Annotated in this window: 18 protein-coding genes; 10 read left to right on the forward strand and 8 right to left on the reverse strand. The window is 40.8% G+C overall.

Annotated features, from left to right (window positions below; all coding sequences use genetic code 11):
- The first annotated feature begins 104 nt into the window (after positions 1-104).
- Both G9Q97_RS01200 and G9Q97_RS01205 read left to right on the forward strand, forming a co-directional pair.
- The gene (locus G9Q97_RS01200; RefSeq protein WP_166142329.1) at positions 105-443 is read left to right on the forward strand and encodes a DUF4296 domain-containing protein; all 339 of its coding nucleotides are present in this window, start codon (positions 105-107) and stop codon (positions 441-443) included.
- Complete coding sequence (locus tag G9Q97_RS01205) at positions 444-2,837, forward strand: endonuclease MutS2 (protein WP_166142331.1); 2,394 nt, start codon at positions 444-446, stop codon at positions 2,835-2,837.
- A 26-nt stretch (positions 2,838-2,863) separates the two neighbouring features.
- Here the strand turns inward: G9Q97_RS01205 and G9Q97_RS01210 are convergent, their stop codons facing one another.
- The 7 genes from G9Q97_RS01210 to G9Q97_RS01240 are packed head-to-tail and all read right to left on the reverse strand — an operon-like array spanning position 2,864 to position 8,981.
- Entirely contained in the window at positions 2,864-3,289 is a 426-nt protein-coding gene (locus G9Q97_RS01210; RefSeq protein WP_166142333.1) for a nuclear transport factor 2 family protein, read from the reverse strand.
- A 29-nt stretch (positions 3,290-3,318) separates the two neighbouring features.
- Positions 3,319-3,801, reverse strand: coding sequence for a hypothetical protein (locus tag G9Q97_RS01215; RefSeq protein ID WP_246255313.1), 483 nt, complete (start codon positions 3,799-3,801; stop codon positions 3,319-3,321).
- 44 nt (positions 3,802-3,845) lie between these two features.
- Positions 3,846-4,481, reverse strand: a complete 636-nt coding sequence (locus G9Q97_RS01220; RefSeq protein ID WP_166142335.1) for an ABC transporter ATP-binding protein — start codon at positions 4,479-4,481, stop codon at positions 3,846-3,848.
- 1 nt (position 4,482) lies between these two features.
- The gene (lpxA, locus tag G9Q97_RS01225) at positions 4,483-5,262 is read right to left on the reverse strand and encodes an acyl-ACP--UDP-N-acetylglucosamine O-acyltransferase (RefSeq protein WP_166142337.1); all 780 of its coding nucleotides are present in this window, start codon (positions 5,260-5,262) and stop codon (positions 4,483-4,485) included.
- Positions 5,259-6,653: a bifunctional UDP-3-O-[3-hydroxymyristoyl] N-acetylglucosamine deacetylase/3-hydroxyacyl-ACP dehydratase gene (locus G9Q97_RS01230; protein ID WP_166142339.1), complete on the reverse strand. Its 1,395-nt coding sequence runs from the start codon at positions 6,651-6,653 to the stop codon at positions 5,259-5,261. The genes lpxA and G9Q97_RS01230 overlap by 4 nt, the downstream gene beginning before the upstream one ends.
- A gap of 47 nt (positions 6,654-6,700) precedes the next feature.
- On the reverse strand, positions 6,701-7,723 hold the full coding sequence (gene lpxD, locus G9Q97_RS01235; RefSeq protein ID WP_166142341.1) for a UDP-3-O-(3-hydroxymyristoyl)glucosamine N-acyltransferase: 1,023 nt from the start codon (positions 7,721-7,723) through the stop codon (positions 6,701-6,703).
- Positions 7,724-7,739: 16 nt separating this feature from the next.
- Positions 7,740-8,981 carry an HD domain-containing protein gene (locus G9Q97_RS01240; RefSeq protein ID WP_187357696.1) on the reverse strand — a complete coding sequence of 414 codons (1,242 nt, stop codon included), beginning with the start codon at positions 8,979-8,981 and terminating at the stop codon, positions 7,740-7,742.
- Positions 8,982-9,032: 51 nt separating this feature from the next.
- Here G9Q97_RS01240 and porX point away from each other — a divergent pair, with 51 nt between their 5' ends.
- The 3 genes from porX to G9Q97_RS01255 are packed head-to-tail and all read left to right on the forward strand — an operon-like array spanning position 9,033 to position 12,239.
- Entirely contained in the window at positions 9,033-10,586 is a 1,554-nt protein-coding gene (gene porX / locus G9Q97_RS01245; RefSeq protein WP_166142343.1) for a T9SS response regulator signal transducer PorX, read from the forward strand.
- Positions 10,587-10,593: 7 nt separating this feature from the next.
- Positions 10,594-11,022 carry a tRNA (adenosine(37)-N6)-threonylcarbamoyltransferase complex ATPase subunit type 1 TsaE gene (gene tsaE / locus G9Q97_RS01250; protein WP_166142345.1) on the forward strand — a complete coding sequence of 143 codons (429 nt, stop codon included), beginning with the start codon at positions 10,594-10,596 and terminating at the stop codon, positions 11,020-11,022.
- Positions 11,019-12,239, forward strand: a complete 1,221-nt coding sequence (locus G9Q97_RS01255) for an alanine dehydrogenase (protein ID WP_166142347.1) — start codon at positions 11,019-11,021, stop codon at positions 12,237-12,239. Before tsaE ends, G9Q97_RS01255 begins: the two co-directional genes overlap by 4 nt.
- An 11-nt stretch (positions 12,240-12,250) precedes the next feature.
- Here the strand turns inward: G9Q97_RS01255 and G9Q97_RS01260 are convergent, their stop codons facing one another.
- A complete protein-coding gene (locus G9Q97_RS01260; RefSeq protein ID WP_166142349.1) occupies positions 12,251-12,715 on the reverse strand; it encodes a response regulator in 465 nt (154 codons plus the stop codon).
- Positions 12,716-12,976: 261 nt separating this feature from the next.
- Between G9Q97_RS01260 and G9Q97_RS01265 the strand changes: the two genes are divergently transcribed.
- The 5 genes from G9Q97_RS01265 to G9Q97_RS01285 all read left to right on the forward strand — a co-directional run bounded on the left by G9Q97_RS01265 (position 12,977) and on the right by G9Q97_RS01285 (position 18,744).
- Complete coding sequence (locus G9Q97_RS01265; protein ID WP_166142351.1) at positions 12,977-14,086, forward strand: ThiF family adenylyltransferase; 1,110 nt, start codon at positions 12,977-12,979, stop codon at positions 14,084-14,086.
- Positions 14,076-14,777, forward strand: a complete 702-nt coding sequence (locus tag G9Q97_RS01270) for a hypothetical protein (RefSeq protein ID WP_166142353.1) — start codon at positions 14,076-14,078, stop codon at positions 14,775-14,777. The genes G9Q97_RS01265 and G9Q97_RS01270 overlap by 11 nt, the downstream gene beginning before the upstream one ends.
- Positions 14,774-16,906: a 7TM diverse intracellular signaling domain-containing protein gene (locus G9Q97_RS01275; protein WP_246255314.1), complete on the forward strand. Its 2,133-nt coding sequence runs from the start codon at positions 14,774-14,776 to the stop codon at positions 16,904-16,906. The genes G9Q97_RS01270 and G9Q97_RS01275 overlap by 4 nt, the downstream gene beginning before the upstream one ends.
- Before the next feature lie 6 nt (positions 16,907-16,912).
- Positions 16,913-18,001 carry a hybrid sensor histidine kinase/response regulator gene (locus G9Q97_RS01280; protein ID WP_166142355.1) on the forward strand — a complete coding sequence of 363 codons (1,089 nt, stop codon included), beginning with the start codon at positions 16,913-16,915 and terminating at the stop codon, positions 17,999-18,001.
- Positions 18,002-18,198: 197 nt separating this feature from the next.
- Complete coding sequence (locus G9Q97_RS01285; RefSeq protein WP_166142357.1) at positions 18,199-18,744, forward strand: inorganic diphosphatase; 546 nt, start codon at positions 18,199-18,201, stop codon at positions 18,742-18,744.
- Positions 18,745-18,828 lie beyond the last annotated feature (84 nt).

Below are 18,828 nucleotides of genomic sequence, written 5' to 3' on the forward strand. Positions count from 1 at the left end.
TTCGGTCTCAATGAGAGGCCTAATTTAGCAGTCTCTATTGAATAATAAAACGACTTTGCCTATACTTATTGTCAATTTTAAAAGGAAATAGGTAATTTTGGATTGTGAAATATACTTATCTAGCTTTTGCTTTTATTTTTGCTATTGCTTCCTGCCAGGAAAAGGATGTACCCGAAAACATTTTGTCAGAAGATCAGATGGTGAATATTTTGGTGGATATTCATTTAACAGAGGGGTTTGTCCAATCGCTTTCCATTCCTTACGATTCCTCCAAAGTATTGTATCCGATTCTGGAAAAACAAATCTTCGAGAAATATGGTATACCTGATAGTGTTTATATCGAAAGCCTGGAATACTATTTGAGAGACGTGTCCAAAATGGAGTATTTATACGAACGGACTATCGATTCACTGACCGTAAGAGAGAAAAATTTTCAGGAATAGATGAAATTATATCCTTCAAACATGGAAGAAAAGATCAATTTTGATAAAATCAAGGAATTGATCAGAGAAGAATGTACCAGTAGTTTGGGCGTTGATTTTGTCGGGAAAGTAAGTTTTTCCAGGGACAGAAAATTGTTAACCAAACTTTTGGAACAAACCGACGAATTCAGGCAAATACTTGTTTCCGGAGACCCTTTTCCCGCATCAAATTTCATCAACATTTACCCTTATCTGGAAAAGGCGAAAATAGAGGGGACTTTTCTTTTTGAGGATGAGTTTCATGAGATCAGGCTGGGCCTTAAAACCCTGGATGGATGCGTTTCTTTTTTTTACAAGTACCAAGAAGAATATCCCCAATTGCACCAATTGTTGGGCATGGTGGAGGAAAATATCCCTTTGGAAAAAAGTATCGCAAAGGTAATTGATGAGAAAGGAAAAATAAAAAACAATGCTTCTCAGGAGCTGAACCTTATACGCACCCAACTTGCCTATGAGGAAAACAGGATTAGGAAAGTTTTGGACCATATTTACCGATCTGTCAAGGCCCAGGGCTTTACTCCCGAGGATGCCTCTGTAACCGTCAGGGGAGGTAGGATGGTAATCCCTGTTCTTGCGGAATACAAAAAGCGGATCAAGGGTTTTATCCATGATGAATCAGCTACAGGTCAGACCGTATATTTGGAGCCGGCAGAGGTTTTGGATATCAACAATGAAATCAAGGACCTGGAGTATATGGAACGGAGAGAGGTGCAGAAAATCCTTACCAGATTAACCGATGAACTCCGGGCGTACATTCCTGTACTCAGGCGGGCATTTTATTTTCTCGGCATGATAGACTTTATCCGTGCCAAGGCCAGGTTTGCATTGAAAATCAATGCTGTTAACCCGGCAATGGGTAAAGAAAAGGACCTGTCATGGGTTAAAGCCAGGCACCCACTTTTGGAAATGGCGCTGTTGCAACAGCAAAAGACCATAGTGCCGGTCTCTATCAAGCTTGATCCGAATCATAGACTACTGGTGATCTCAGGGCCCAATGCCGGTGGTAAATCCGTAACCCTAAAAACGGTGGCATTGGTGCAGTACATGTATCAATGTGGTCTTTTGGTTCCCATGGAACCCAACTCCAAATGCTGCCTATTTGACCAGATCTTTATCGACATTGGCGATGAGCAAAACATAGAGAATGATCTGAGTACCTACAGTTCTCACCTGATGAACATGAAGTACTTCACCCTTCATGCCAATAAAAACACCTTGTTTTTTATCGATGAATTTGGCACCGGAACCGAACCTCAATTTGGAGGGGCCATAGCTGAAGCCATCCTGATCGCCCTAAATAAGTCAGCTGCCTTTGGAATCGTCACTACGCATTACGGCAACCTCAAACAACTGGCTTCAAAAAGCCCGGGCATGGTAAACGGTGCCATGCGCTATGATGTGGATAGGTTAGAGCCTTTGTATGAGCTGGAGATTGGCAAACCGGGAAGTTCGTTTGCATTTGAGATAGCTGGTAAAATAGGCATTCCAACGGAGATAATCCTGCACGCCAAAGCCCAGGTCGGGGAAACAAGGGTAAGGTATGAAAAACTGTTACTGAAGGTAGAAAGTGAGAAGAATAAATACGAAAACCTGATGGCAGAGACGCAGCGGAAAGAACGGCTTTTGGGGCAGCGGCTCCAGGAGTACAATTCCCTGAAATCTACTTTAGACGAACAACAAAAGAACATCATCAACGAGGCAAAGACCCAAGCCAAATTATTGATGGATGAAGCCAATAAAAAAATTGAGCATACCATCCGATCTATAAAGGAGTCTCAGGCAGATCAGGAAGCCACCCGGCAATTGAGAAAAGATCTTGATGCGCATAAAGTTGCCATCCAACCGGAAAAGCCGGCGGTTTCGCAACCAAAGACGATACAGGTATTGGGAGGGTCCATCGGGGTTGGGGACCAGGTAAGGCTAAAGGACAACGGTGCCCTGGCCGAAGTGATGGAGATCAAGGGAAAACAAGCTTCCATACTAATGGGGGATCTGAAGTCCAATGTGAAAATTAGCCGGTTGGAAAAAATTTCCAATACTTCTTTAAAGAAGGAAAAAAAGGCCATGGGGAAACGGGCAACTTATGATACGACCAGTAAAATGGCAGCATTCTCGCCCAATCTGGACATCAGGGGAAAAAGGGGAGAAGAAGTCCTCCAGCTGGTTCAGAACTTTATAGACGAAGGATACATGTTGGGTATGGATGAACTTAAAGTCATCCACGGCAAAGGGGACGGCATTTTGAGGGACCTTACCAGAAACCTTATCAGGAAAATGTCATCCGTTACCAGTTTTTCCGACGAACATGCAGACAGGGGTGGGTCTGGAGTGACCCTGGTGCAGCTCAAACAATAATTTTTTCCATCAAATTGATCAGATCCTTATCTTTTGTAAGCTTGCCGGGCAATAAGAACCCAGCTTTTGCCCTTTTTCTTCCATACGGTCAACACCCCCAGGTTGACAGGGGCGGGTTCACTGTCTTTGTTGTCTGTCCGGCCGATCAGGAAATGTCTGACCAATGCGGTATTGCCTGAAATATCCACTGTTTGGTTCTCAATATTGATTTCGGTAAAATTGGATACTCCGGATGTAAGTGCTTGAATAAAAGCGGATTGATCTTCAATCAATCCATTGGAATGCCCATAAGTCAATTGAGGATGGGTCAGTTTTTGGAGTTGGGATTCATCGGCATCTACCATGGCTGAAGTCAATTCGGAAACGGCATTCTCTACAGCAGCCTGGTGTTTGTTCTGGGCAAATAGCAAAGATGATGAAAAGAAGCAAGTAAGAAACAGGTATTTGAGCATGGGTTTATCGGGTAAATTAATTTATTGGGTTATTCCATTAAAATAAGATCGAACACATAGAATCCTGCCAGGGCTGTCACCCTTGCATTCTGTGGTGCAGGCACCACCCATTCCAATCTCAGGTTATTTTGGTTTCTGGTAAAGGAAATTTCTTTATTGGCAGCAGGCTGGATTCCCGAAAGGATAATCTTATCAAGGTTTTCCCCTTCGAAGGCCCAATTCCCATTCGTGTCAAACAGCAGATTGCTGTTTTCGGTAATGTAAGATTTTCCTGTATTGTTGGCAATAAAACGGATTTCAAAATCAGCAAATTCATTCGTTTGCGCTGTGCCATCTTTGGTGACTGAACCTCCGTTGCTAACTGTCCATGTCTGACTTCCCGAGGGGCCAGTAAGCCTTTCTATGGCTTGCTCTTCGGCTGTCTTTTCGGGTTCCCCGTTTTCTCCTCCATTACAAGCTATAAATCCCATAAGGAGCAGGAAGACCCAAAAATAATTCATCAATGCTTTCATACTTTTCAAACTAGAGGAGTAAATTTAATCAATTCCAGGGTTTATCAAATAATACCTTGCCTTTTATAATCCTCCAGACGAAGAATTTGTTCACAGAAATCATATTCTCTGGGATCATTGGAGGCGATGACAATACATTTATCCTTTCCAAACCGGGTGATCATTTTCCTATACCATTGTATTCCTTTTTCGTCAAGATTTGAGGTGGGTTCATCCAGAAGCACAAAAGGGGCCTGTGAAAAAAAGCAGATTCCTAATTTCAGCCTTTGCTTCATTCCTGATGAAAAGAAAGAAATAGGTTTATCAATGGCGTTTTCCAGATAAAGTAGGTTCAAAAGTGCTGTTGTACCGATATTTCCTTCCGGTTTTTTGAATTGAAAATGAAAATTCAAAAACTCATTGAGGGTGAATTCTTCGGGTAACTCCAGGTAGGGGGCGCTGATGACCAGGTATTTGTATATATCTTCGGGAGAAATTTCATTCTGGTCCTTTGAAAATACCAAATTTCCTTCCGTAAGAGGCATCTGTGCCGACAGACATTTGATCAGGGTAGACTTTCCAGAGCCATTATTTCCGGTAATGGCCATTCTCATTCCGCTTTTCAAGCTCAGGTCCAGTTTTTTAAAAATCCAATCTCTTTGAAATTTTTTCCCAGCCTGTTTTAGCTCAACGGACAGCATATCACTGAATATAACCTTTCATTACGCCTCTCTCAGATGAGCGTATGAAGTTGACAATTTCATCCCGCTCTTTTGTGGCAGGAAGGTTGATTTCAATTTCCTCCAGAGCTTTGCTGTTGTTCCAGCTGTTTAAAAACAAATACCGGTAGACCTCCTGGATTTCACTGATCGTTTTGCCTTCAAATCCCCTTCTTCTTAGTCCCAGGGAATTGACTCCGGCATAACTCAAAGGTTCTCTGGCGGCTTTTGTAAAAGGAGGAACATCTTTCCGGACCAGGGAACCGCCCGAAATCATGCTGTGCATTCCTATTTTAACAAACTGGTGTATGGCACTGCTGCCACCAACAAATGCCCAATCATCAATATTGACATGTCCCGCTACCTGCACCGAATTGGCGATGATTACCCGGTCATGTATCAGGCAATCATGGGCAATATGTACATAAGCCATTAAAAGGCAGTCATTGCCAATCTTGGTGGTCTTTTTATCCGCCGTTCCCCTGTTTATGGTTACAAATTCCCTGATGGTCGTATTGTTACCGATTTCTACAAGAGAGTCCTCACCTTTGTATTTCAGGTCTTGAGGAATGGCTGCAATAACGGCACCTGGAAAAATTCTGCAGTTTTCTCCAATTCTTGCACCTGGATAAATGGTGACGTTTGAGCCAATCCATGTACCTGCTCCGATTTCCACATCAGAATGGATGGAAGAAAAAGCTTCAACTGAGACGTTATCCCCCAACCGGGCATTTTTGTTTATTTCGGATAATTTGCTGATCATGTGTCTTTTCTTACAATGCTGGCAGTCATTATGGCTTCACAAACCAAGGCATTTCCTACAAAAGCCTCCCCCTTCATTTTTGCGATTCCTCTCCGGATGGGATTGAGAAGTTCACATTTGAAGATCAATGTGTCACCAGGCAACACCATTTTTCTAAATTTGCAGTTTTCAATACTAAGAAAATAGGTCCAATAGTTTTCAGGATCTTCCACAGTACTGAGGACCAATATTCCTCCGGTTTGGGCCATGGCTTCTACCTGTAATACTCCTGGCATAACCGGATTGTTCGGGAAGTGCCCCATAAAAAAGGGTTCGTTAATGGTGACATTTTTCACCCCCGCCACCAATTTGTCATCAAGATAAATGATTTTGTCCAGCAATTGAAACGGATACCTGTGAGGAAGAATGTTGCTGATCTGGTTTATGTCCAGTACCGGAGGTAGCTTGGGGTCATAGTAAGGGATATTCATGGGGCCTGATTTTTCCATGGCCCTTTTGATTTTTTTTGCAAATGCCACATTGGCCGCATGGCCGGGCCTGGCAGCGAGTATCTGGGCTTTTAAAGGTCTGCCCACCAGTGCCAGGTCACCAATGACATCCAAGAGTTTGTGTCGGGCCGGTTCGTTTTTATACCTGAGTTCTACATTGTTTAAAATTCCCTCTTTCTGAACTTCAACCTTTTGTTTATTGAACATTTTGGCCAGGCTTGACAATTCCGCTTCTTCGACTACGCGATCTACTACTACAATGGCATTATTCAGGTCACCGCCTTTTATCAGGTTATTGTTATAGAGCATTTCCAACTCGTGCAGGAAACAAAAGGTTCGGCAGGAGGCGATTTCATGCCGGAATTGACTGATATCGGTAATAGAAGCGTGCTGGCTTCCAAGCACCGGGGAGTTATAATCTACCATTACGGTGACCCTGAAATCGTCCAGGGGCAAGGCTGCCATCTCCACTTCCCTGGCGCTGTCCTTGTAATGGATACTTTCAGGTACTTCAAAAAATCTACGAAGTGCATTCTGTTCTTCCAGGCCTGCATCTTCCAGGATCTCAATAAATTGAATGCTACTGCCGTCCAAAATAGGGGGTTCAGGCCCGCTAAGTTGTATCAGCACATTGTCTATTTCCATACCTACCAGTGCAGCCAGCACATGTTCTACAGTAAAGACCCTGGCCCCGCTTTGCTCCAGGGTAGTGCCTCTGGATACATCCACCACATTATCTACGTCTGCATCGATAACCGGCTGGCCTTCCAGATCCATCCTTTGAAACTTATAACCATGGTTTGGATTGGCCGGCAAAAATGTCATGTTGGCTTCAATACCTGTATGTAATCCTACTCCGGATATGGTGACTTGTTTTTTTATGGTATGCTGTTTTACTTTCATTAAAATTAGTTACTAAATGGCTGCGATGTCCCAATTAACTGACAAATTTATAGTTTTTTTTCCAGCTCTCTTAATTTGTCCTGAAGTAAAGGTAATTTTCTGAAAATGGAATAAGATTTCAAAAACCCCTTTATGTCAAACCCAATGTATCCAAAAATCGTTTTTCCCGGTTCGGTGACCGATTTCATGATACCAGAGTTGGCTCCCACAGTGGTATTATCGGCAATCTGAATATGCCCCACAATTCCGCATTTTCCAGCCAAAACGCAGTTCTTTCCTATGGTTGTTGACCCTGAGATGCCGGCCTGGGAGGCCACTACAGTATTTTCTCCCAGGCTTACATTATGGGCTATCTGCACCTGATTATCGATTTTAACTCCTTTACCGATATGTGTGGACCCCATTGTTGCGCAATCAATGGTGGTATTAGCCCCTATACTTACCCCGTCTTCCAATACTACATTTCCCAATTGGGGGATATTCTTGTAGGTGCCATCAGGCTGGGGGGCAAAGCCAAATCCGTCAGCCCCTAGAATACTCCCGGCATGAACCTCACAGTCATTTCCAATGACGGTCCTGGAATATATTTTGACTCCCGGATAAAAGGTGCAGTTATCTCCTATGGTCACTTCGTCTCCTATGTACACCTGTGGATAAATTTTCACATTTTTACCGATACTACAATTTTTTCCCACGTAGGAAAAAGCGCCCCGGAAGCAATTTGCCCCGATTCTACTGCTATCATGAAAGTAATTGGGTTCCTCAATACCTGAAATCTCCGATTTCACCATCTTGGCATAAGTCTCCAGGAGTTTTGTGAAGCCGGAATAGGGATCCTTTACCCGGATCAGGGTTGTTTTATATTGCTTCTGAGGTTTAAAACTATCCGCAACGATGATAGCGGAACAGTCCGTATCGTAAAGGTGTTTTTCATACTTGAGGTTAGATAAAAACCCAATGCTTCCTGCTTTTCCCTCCTGTATTTTGTCAAGGCGATTGATTTTTGCAGAACCATCTCCTTCCACGCTTCCATCCAAAAGTAGTGCAATTTCATCGATGGTAAATTCCATTTATTTCTTAATTGTTTTACCGTAAAGTTAAATTTTTAGCATGACAAGCATAATATTTTTTCACTATTTTGCTCATGGCTTTGATATTTGGCAAATCCGCCGCCATGGCCACGTCCATTACCTCCCCCTTTTTTGTCAGGATCCAAATCTTGTCTTTGGCCAGGTATCCGTAATTGCTGATTTCACCAGAAGAAAAGAAATATTCCATATCCTGATTGGAAAAAGAATGTTTGCTTTGCACCTTTCGCTTCATGTGCCGAATCTCTTCAGTGGAAAATGGCTGATTGCCCAAATGTATTTTAAACAAGTTTCTGGTCAGAAACATATGGGAAATTTCCCGCAGGACAAAATCCTCTTCGTTTTTCCAGAGTTTGATGGCACCCCAAACATCAAAATCATCCATTTGGGAAAAGTCATTCAGCCAATCCTTTTGCCCTTCTTTGGGATCATTGGCCGGGTCTTTTTCCAGAAACAGAAGGAGTTCTTCGGATCCCGGCAAATTTATTCCGGCATTTTTCAGTTCCTTGGCCCTTAAAATCAGATTGATAAGCATTTTCTCAGCGCAAACAGTCGTTTTATGCAGGTATACCTGCCAATACATTAATCTTCTTGCACTCAAAAAATTCTCAATACTGTAAATTCCTTTTTCTTCAATGACTACCTGATCGTTTACGATGGTCATCATTTTGATAATACGGTCTGCCCCAATTGTGCCTTCTGAAACACCGGTAAAAAAGCAATCTCGCTGTAAATAATCCAGGCGATCAATATCGAGTTGGCTGGAGACCAGTTGGTGAAAGAATTTTCTTTCGTAACTTCCCACAAATATTTTTCTGGCCAATGAAAGTTGGCCATGAAATTGCTTATTCAATGCATCAAAGAATAGCAGGGAAATGGCTTCATGATGTAGTCCTTTAAGAAGAATTGACTCCAAAGCATGGGAAAAAGGCCCATGACCGATGTCGTGCAGTAATATTGCCAAAAGGGCAGCTTCATATTCCTCTTCAGATATTTCAATGCCTTTATTGCGCAGTTGATCAAGGGTAATGCTCATCAAATGCATGGCTCCAATAGCGTGATGGAATCGGGTATGCAGGGCTCCCGGGTAGACCATATCTGTCAAACCTAATTGTTTGATTCTGCGTAACCTTTGGAAATAGGGGTGGTCTATTACGGCAAAAATCAATTCACTGGGAATATTGATGAACCCGTACACGGGGTCATTGATGATTTTATGGCTTTTCAATGTCCTGTTCATAAAGGCAACTTGCCAAAAGTAATTAATCTAAAAAGAATTAAACCAATTGATATGGAAAATTTCAAAATATTGTGGGCTGATGATGAGATTGACCTCTTGAAACCGCATATCTTATTCCTGGAGCAAAGGGGATATGATATTGTGACCGTAAACAGTGGACTGGATGCGGTAGAAAAGGTAGAAGCGGAAAATTATGACGTAGTGTTTTTGGATGAAATGATGCCGGGAATGACTGGCCTGGAAACGCTGCAACAGATCAAAAGCCTGAAACCTCAAATTCCTGTAGTCATGATAACGAAGAGTGAGGAAGAGCATATCATGGACGACGCCATTGGGGGTAAGATTGCCGACTACCTGATCAAGCCAATAAATCCAAATCAGATTCTGCTGTCTGTAAAAAAAATCCTTCAAAACAAGCAGCTTATCAGCGAGAAGACAAACCTTTCTTATCAGCAGGATTTCAGGAATATCAGTATGGCATATAATGATGCCATAGACCATGAAGAATGGGCAGACATCTATAAAAAACTAACCTATTGGGAGTTGGAGATAGATGAAACCGAAAATAAAAGCATGCAGGAGGTATTGGAGACGCAAAAAGTTGAAGCCAACGCAAACTTTGCCAGATTCATAAAGGAAAATTACCTGGATTGGTTGAACGTTCCCAATATCAGTAAACCTGTAATGTCTCATCAGGTAATGAAGGAACATGTTTTTCCAAAGATCAAGGAAGGTAAGCCTTTATTTTTTATCGTGATAGACAACCTGCGCCTCGATCAATGGGAAATGATTGAAAATCAACTGGGAGATTATTTTACAGTCAAAGAGGACAAAACCTATTATAGTATTTTGCCTACCACTACTGCGTTTTCCAGAAATGCTTTGTTCAGCGGATTGATGCCAATGGATATGGCTAAATACCATCCTGATCTTTGGGAAGGAGAGGAAACGGATGAAGGGAAAAACAATAACGAAGCGGAATTTTTGAAAGTGAACCTGAAAAAAAACAGGCTTTCTATTCGTTCAAGCTATCATAAAATATTGCAGACCAATCAGGGAAAAGCCGTTTTGGATCAATTTCCCAATTTGATGAAAAACGAGCTGAATGTCTTGGTTTATAATTTCGTGGATATGATGTCACATGCCCGAACAGATATGAAGATGATCCGTGAACTTGCCCCTGATGAGTCGGCCTATCGCTCTCTTACCAATAGTTGGTTTTTACACAGCTCCCTATTTGAACTATTTAAAAAAATCAGTTCGGCGGGTGCGGAGGTAATCGTAACCACTGACCACGGTACCAAGCGGGTAAACAAACCCTATAAAATTGTAGGTGATCGAAATGTGACCACAAACCTGAGGTACAAACAAGGCAAAAACCTTAATTTTGAATCAGGAAAAGTATTTGAAATCAAAAAACCCGGTGAAGCCAAACTCCCCCAACTGAACATCTCTTCCAGTTATGTGTTCGCTGTGGAAGATTATTTCTTTGCTTACCCCAACAACTACAATTATTATGTGAATTTCTACAAAGATACCTTTCAGCATGGGGGGGTTTCTTTAGAAGAAATGATTATTCCAATAGTGCATTTACAGCCAAAATAAACCCTTTTTGAAAACAATACATTGCAATCATTTAAATGAAATTTCAAATTCCGCAGAATTAATCCTAGATTTATGCAGGGGAATTGATGTTTGGGTGTTTAAAGGGGAGATGGGGGCAGGCAAGACCACCTTGATCAAGGCTATCTCGGCCGTACTTGAAGTCAATGACCCGGTAAGTAGTCCCACATTTTCAATAGTGAATGAATATGCTACCAAGGATGCCGGAATGATCTATCACTTCGACTTTTATAGGGTTGAAGATCCTATGGAGGCCGTTGAAATAGGTGTTGAGGAGTATTTTGACAGCGGGCACTATTGTTTTGTAGAATGGGCAGAAAAAATCCCCTCGTTTTTGCCAGATGAATTTGCTTTGATTGAAATTGAAAAAGGGGAAAAGGAAATGAGAGAAATAAGTGTAAAAATAATCCATCAATGATAGGGGGATCAGGATTTTCCGAAATAGCCAGAGAAACGGGAGTGTTCACTCAAGAGGCTGTGGCCAGGGTGAAAAAAAAAGGTTCGCAGGTTTTGATCGGTATTCCCCGGGAAACGGCGGAGCAGGAAAACAGAGTAGTCCTTACACCTGAGGCAGTGGGTCTTTTGGTAAATAATGGACAAAGGGTAAAAGTTGAAACAAATGCGGGTATTTTATCCAAGTTTTCTGACAAGGATTATTCTGATGCCGGAGCATCCGTTGTCTACTCCAGCAAGGAGGTGTTTGATGCAGACGTGGTATTGAAGGTAGAGCCTCCGGTGGCGGAAGAAATAGGCTACATGCGGCAGGGTGCTTGTCTGATATCGGCACTTCAGCTGGGCAAACAAAAAGCTGCTTTTATTCAACAATTAAACCAAAAGAAGATCACGGCGGTGGCCTTTGAACACCTTGAAGATAAAGTAGGTGGAATGCCGGTAGTAAGGGCCATGAGTGAAATAGCAGGTAGTACGGTAATGCTGATTGCAGCTGAATACCTGAGCAGTGTGAGTGAGGGTAAAGGAATGATTTTGGGAGGAATCACCGGTGTGCCTCCCACCCAGGTGGTCATCATCGGTGCTGGAACAGTTGCCGAGTATGCTGCAAGAACAGCCCTGGGCCTGGGCGCAAACATCAAAATTTTTGACAACCACATTTATAAACTAAGGCGGATAAAACAAGTATTGGGCCAGCAGGTTTTTACTTCAACTATCGATAATTATGTCCTGGGACAAGCGCTGAAGGAAGCAGATGTGGTGATTGGTGCCTTAAGGGCTGAAAAGGGTAGGCCAAAGTTGGTGGTTTCTGAAGAAATGGTTTCCCAAATGATGGAAGATAGTATCGTTATCGATGTCAGCATTGATCAGGGAGGCTGCATAGCCACTGCAGAGATGACTAGCCACAATGAACCCGTATATAAGAAGCATGGTGTGATTCATTACTGTGTGCCCAATATTCCCTCACGTGTATCGAGAACAGCCTCCTACTCCCTCAGCAATATTTTCACACCGATCCTTTTGCAAATGGCAGACCTGGGAGGCGCAGAAGAAATGATCTTCAATTACAAATGGTTCATGAAGGGGGTTTATACCTATAGGGGTAGCCTGACCAATGCCCACCTGGGCAGAAAGTTTCAAATGGCTCACAAAGAATTACAGCTTTTGCTGGCAGCAAGATACTAAAGGAAAAATCCTCAGGAAAGCAGATTTTGTCTGAGGAGAAACTCCAGTTGATCATTGGCTTTCAGTAAACTATCTGTAAGTTGTTTGTTCTCCCTTCTCAGGGAGTACACTTCAAAAGCATTTTTCACTACCGTTCTTAGGTAATCTTCTTCCCAGGGCTTGGTCAGGTAATGGTAGACCTTACCTTTATTGATGGCATCTATCACAGCCTGAATATCGGTATATCCGGTAAGTAAAATCCTCATCGGATCAGGGTGCATGGGGATGATAGACTCCAAAAAATCCACTCCATTTTCCTTGGGCATCCTTTGATCTGTAATAATGATGTCTATATCTTCCTGGAGCAAAATATCCCTTCCCTCGTCAGCAGATTCAGCCATAAATATTTTGTAATCCCTCCTAAAAGTAGCTTTAAAAGCTTTAAGGTTATTGACTTCATCATCTACATAAAGTATCCTAATCTTATCTTTTTCCATGCCTTAAATATCGTAATAACCTATTGATTTGTTAAGAATAAGAAATTGAATTTTAATTTTAAATAAAATATCGTTCTTTTTCAATTAATATTCATTAGTTTAATCGTATTATATTTATATTCAAAAGTTTATTTTATAAATTAAAGAATTAAACCTTAAATACAAAAAAAAATATAATAAATTAATTCTGTATTTTTGATTGTTTATTACTACAAAAATATAACTTTACCCATATTATAACCTTTTTTAGGCAGTAAAATTATGGAAAACTCAAATAAAAAATCTGAGTTTATGCATCCCTACAAACCCTTAATCTTTTCTCCTTATGTTCAGGAGGATATGAATACAATGGGAAAATTGAAGGACACAGGTAAAGTTCTGTTTTTCGACACTTTTGAACTTCAATTGACGGAGCTCATTAAAATGGAAAACCCAAAAAGAAAACTATCTTTAGAGGAGTTGTCGGAAAAAAAAGCAGATTATTACACCGCATCTGAAAAAAATGCCTCGGAAAATGGCAATTGGGTCTATTACCCCTGGAGAAATACCGTGGTCAGAATTTTAGAGGAAAAAGATTTCATCAGGTTGCGAACAGTCAGGAACAAGTACAAGATCAACGGGAAGGAACAGGAGCAGCTACAACAACAGGTGATTGGGGTGATCGGGCTTTCTGTTGGTCAAAGCGTTGCATTGAGTTTGGCCATGGAAAGGTGCTTTGGCGAGCTTAGGATAGCAGATTTTGACACGCTGGACTTAAGCAACATGAATAGAATAAGAACGGGTTTATTTAACCTTGGTCTAAAGAAAACCTGGATTGTTGCCAGAGAAATTGCGGAAATTGATCCCTATCTGAAAGTAACACTGTACGATGAAGGTACTACTGAGGCCAACATTGATGACTTCCTGACGAAAGGGGGCAAGATGGATCTATTGATTGAGGAATGCGATAGTTTACCAATAAAAATTTTAAGCAGGATAAAGGCGAGAAGCTCAGGTATTCCTGTGATGATGGATACCAGTGATAGGGGTATGATGGATATTGAAAGGTTTGATCTGGAGCCTGAAAGACCCATTTTCCATGGATTGTTGTCGGACTATGGAGAAGAAAGGGAATTATTGAAGATGCTTCCGGAAAAGGGAAGAGAAATAATGATTTCACTATTGGAGTTTGAAAAATTGTCTGATAGGGTTAAATACAGTTTTGGGGAACTAGGTAAAACCATAACCTCATGGCCACAGTTGGCATCCTCTGTTTTACTGGGGGGGGCAGCCTGTTGCCATTACGCCAGAATGTTACTTCTAGGCCAGGAGGTAAAATCCGGCAGATTTTATGTTGATTTGGACAAGATACTCAATTTGAATGAAAGTTAGAGTTAGGATAGTTAGGGCTATAGATGATATTGATGCCACAGAAAAGTATATTTTTGGCCACCATAAGGTATTGGAATCTTATGGTATTACGAAAGTGACTTCTGCGGACCGTTCCTGGGCTCTTAATCCCCATGTATACCTGATACTCTTTGAGTCAGTAGAGGATTTGAGAATTTTAGGTGGAGGAAGAATACAGCTCAGAACAGAAAATTTCCCCCTTCCTTTTGAGTTGGCCATAAAAGAAATAGATCCGAAAATTACGGATTACATGGCTGATTTTAAGGATCTTGAAGTAGCTGAATATTGTGGGCTTTGGAACAGCAGGGAAGTAGCAGGTTATGGGATAGGGAGTATTTATTTGGTACGGGTAGGTATAGCTATTCTGCCCCAGTTGAATTTAAAAAAGCTTTTTGGATTAAGTTCCCCGGTGACATTGAGCATTTCCAAGAGTGTAGGATACCAGGTAATTTCGGTATTAGGGGATAATGGTTCGTTTTATTATCCCAAAGAAGGGCTGATCGCCACTGCTTTGGAAATAAATGATATCAACGAACTCTCACATGCTCAATTGGCTGAAAGGGACTATATTTTTGAGCTAAGGAAAAAAATCAATTTCAACACCGTAGAAAGTGGTCCTAAAGGAGAAATGGAATTGCAATTTGAACTTCAAATACCTAAACCTGATAAATGAAAAACTTTTATATGTATTTAAGAAGCATAGGCTTGTCCTTGTTTTTGATTTTATTTGTCACCCTGCCCATCATTTACTATTTAGGTATTTTCAGTCAGGATGAAGGTCTGAGGTTTGAAAAATATGCCTATTTTGTTTCTGATAAAAACCTTGGAACCGAAACTTTGAAATTGGATCAATTTCAATATGAAGCCTATCAAAAAATTGATTTGGGTGTAATTGATGAGAATTTGTATGTCAAAGTTGATTTGGAGGATTTAAATGGGTTGGTAAAGGACAGCCTTTACATTGTGGAAATAAGCAACCCTTCTTTCAGGGAAGTAGAACTGATGAGATATGATGGTTCAGGGAATTTGGTTTCCAAACAAACTTCCGGAACAGCTTTTTCCAAAACCAACCCATTAAAGAACCCCAATCCTTTTTTCAGGCTCCGGATGGAGGAAGCCTACAGCTCCATATTGGTTTTCAAAATCAGGTCGAATGTTCCCCTGGAATTTGATGCTGCCATATCTCCCTCTGATTCCTTTTTTCAAAACTACAGCCTGAGACTGATAATAATCAGTTCTTATTTCGGCATAATGATTGCCTTGTTCCTGTACAATTTCATACTCTATTTCTCGGTTAAGGACAAAGTATATCTTTTTTACTGCTTTTATATTCTTTTCATCGCTTTGGCCCAACTTTCCCTTTCGGGGTATTCTTACTTTTTCCTGATGGAAAACGCTTACCTATATGAAGTGAGCATCATTGGCTTTACCACGCTTTCAAGCATTTTTGTGATTCCTTTCATCCAGTTATTTTTAAAAACCAAAGTATACGTTCCCAAATACAATCAATGGCTTTACCTTATACCCGTATCCTATTTTGTTACCCTGGTATTCAGGATATCCGGTTTTGTGGAGTTGAGTTATTCCTTGACAGATTTGAATGGAATGATTTTAGCGATTTGCTTTTTCACGATAGGAATCATAGCGGCGAGAAAAGGCTACAGATCGGCTTATTTTTTCCTTTTGGCATGGAGTTTTTTATTGTTTGGGCTAGTGGTCTACATATTGCACAATCAGCGGATTATTGATCTGGGATCCTATGCCAACTTCCCTCTTTTGGCGGGCACGGCTATTGAAGCCTTATTGCTTTCCTTTGCTTTGGCCGACAAGATCAATATATTGAAAAAAGAAAAGGAAAAGGAGCAATTGGATAAACTGGAAGCCCTTAAGGAAAATGAAAGGCTGATAAAGGAGCAGAATTTATATTTGGAAGATATGGTCAAATCAAGGACAGAGGAGCTTGAAATGACATTGAAAAATCTTCAAAATACACAAACTCAACTTGTCAACCAGGAAAAAATGGCTTCATTGGGTCAGTTGACTGCCGGGATTGCACACGAAATCAATAACCCCATTAATTTTGTCAGCTCCAATATCTCACCACTTAAGAGAGACCTTAAGGATATACGTGAATTGATGGAAGTATATAGGGAGAAGGGGAAAGAGGAATTTTCTGAAGAAAGTAAATCCGAAATCTCCGATTTGGAAGAAGACATAGAGATTGATTATTTATTGGAGGAAGTTGAGCAATTGCTTAATGGAATGGAGGATGGTGCCAAGAGGACAGTAGAGATCGTCCGCGGTCTGAAATTATTTTCAAGGGTAGATGAACAAGATGTCAAGGAGGTTGATATTCATGATGGGATAGACAGCACACTGATCTTGCTCAATAGTACCATGTCCGGGAAAATTAAATTAACCAAAAATTATGGATCCATTCCGCAGGTTGAATGCCTTGCAGGGAAAATGAATCAGGTATTCATGAATATCATCAGCAATGCCATTCATGCACTTCTGGATCACCCAATGGAGGGAAGAGAACCTGAATTGACCATCACTACCTTTTTTCAAAATGAAAGGGTGGTAATTAAGATTGGAGACAATGGACCGGGCATGCCGGCACAAGTTCGGGAAAAGATTTTTGAACCTTTTTTTACAACCAAACCGGTTGGTAAAGGTACTGGGTTGGGATTATCCATTGTTTATACGATTATTGAAAACCATAAAGGGAATATTAAAGTTGACTCGGAAGATAAAATGGGTACTACTTTTACCATTGAATTACCGACCAATCAAAATTAACAGCTAATGACAAAGAAAATCAATGTGCTGTACATAGATGATGAGGATAACAACCTCAATTCTTTTAAGGCTGCATTGCGTAGGGATTTTAAGGTTCATACTGCTTTGGATGCAGCCGAAGGATTGAAGATTGCTGAAACCAGAGAATTCGAAGTTGTTATTGCCGACCAGAGAATGCCAGGCATTACCGGGGTGGAGTTTTTTGAAAGGTTAGTGAAAATTAACCCAGACCCCATCCGTATTTTGCTTACAGGGTATTCTGATATTTCGAGTGTAATTGATGCTATCAACAGGGGAGAGGTTTATCGTTTTATTGATAAGCCATGGAACCTTGAGCAGATCAAAAATGCCGTCATCAATGCAGCAGAAATATACTATGCGAGAAAGGAACTTAAAGAAAAAAATGAGCGGCTGGAAAAACTGCATTCTGAAATGAACCAGTTTGTTTACAGTTTATCTCATGAACTAAGAGGGCCCTTAATGAGTATTTCAGGCATATCGAAACTCGCTAAAATGGAAGTTAATGAGCCTGGAATCGTAGAGTATTTTGAGATGATTGATTCGGCGACTCTCAAACTCGATGATTTTATTTATAAAATGCTTGATTTTTACAGGTCCACAAAAATTGAAAACAAAATAGTTTCCATCGATTTTAAGGGGATTTTTGATCAATTGATGAAGGATTATCAACTAAAATGGGATTTGAGTGAAATTGAGCTGAGTTTTGATATTTCCCAGGAAGAACCCTTTTATTCTGATGAGTCTAAAATCCGTGTAATCCTCAATAACCTTTTTAGTAATGCGTATAAATTTCAGAAAGAAAATGGCAATAGGTGGATCCACATATGCATAAAAGTCAGCCGAAATAAGGCTTATTTGGAGCTAGCGGATAATGGTATTGGAATAGAGGAAAAACATCAGTCGGATGTGTTTAATCTTTTTCACAGGGCTACTCAAAGGAATGTGGGCTCGGGACTTGGTCTGTACATGGTCAAAGAATCGGTAGAACAACTGAAGGGGAATGTAGTATTGAAATCAGATGTAGGGAAAGGGACTTCTGTACAGGTGCACCTGCCTGATTTGAATAATAATTAAGTTATTTTTTATCCACAACCTGCGATAACCTGCCTTTTACTTTTATTTTTTCGATAGCCCTTATTTAATTGTCTGATTCATTAAATCCGGTGACTTGGCTAATTTGAGATGGGCCAAAAATTTCTTTTTTTCCTTTGTTCAGATATAAAATGGAGGTAATTTGCACTTCAATTAATAGTAATTAAAATGTTTTTTATATGATTAATCCTTGGCATGATGTAAGCATAGGTGAAGATTTGCCCGACTATGTAATGGGCATTATTGAAATACCCAAAGGAAGTAAAGGAAAGTATGAACTTGACAAGAAATCAGGCATGCTACTTTTGGACAGGGTGCTGTTTTCAGCAGTGCATTACCCGGCAAATTACGGGTTTATTCCCCAGACTTTCTGTGAAGACCATGATCCATTGGATATATTGATCATATCTCAAATTGATATTCCTTCCATGACCTTGGTAAAGGCCAAAGTTATTGGTGTGATGAGAATGGTGGATGGCGGAGAGGCCGATGACAAAATCATTGCTGTAGCTGCTGAAGACCAATCTGTTAACCATATTGAAGATATTTCCGAGCTTCCTCCCCACCTGATGAAGGAAACCCACCGGTTTTTTGAGGACTATAAAAAACTCGAAAACAAGGAAGTAAAAGTTGAGGATTTTTTGGGTAAAAAAGATGCCACCAGAATCATAAATGACGCGATTGAACTTTATGATAAGACATTCAGAACCCTGAAGCAGAAATAACCTGTATATTTGGGACTTGTCTTAAGCAGATTGTTGCTGGCTTTCTAATGGACCATGGCAAAAGGATTGACCAATCCTTTTGCC

Source organism: Cyclobacterium plantarum, from assembly GCF_011290685.1.
GTDB classification, from domain to species: Bacteria; Bacteroidota; Bacteroidia; order Cytophagales; family Cyclobacteriaceae; genus Cyclobacterium; species Cyclobacterium plantarum.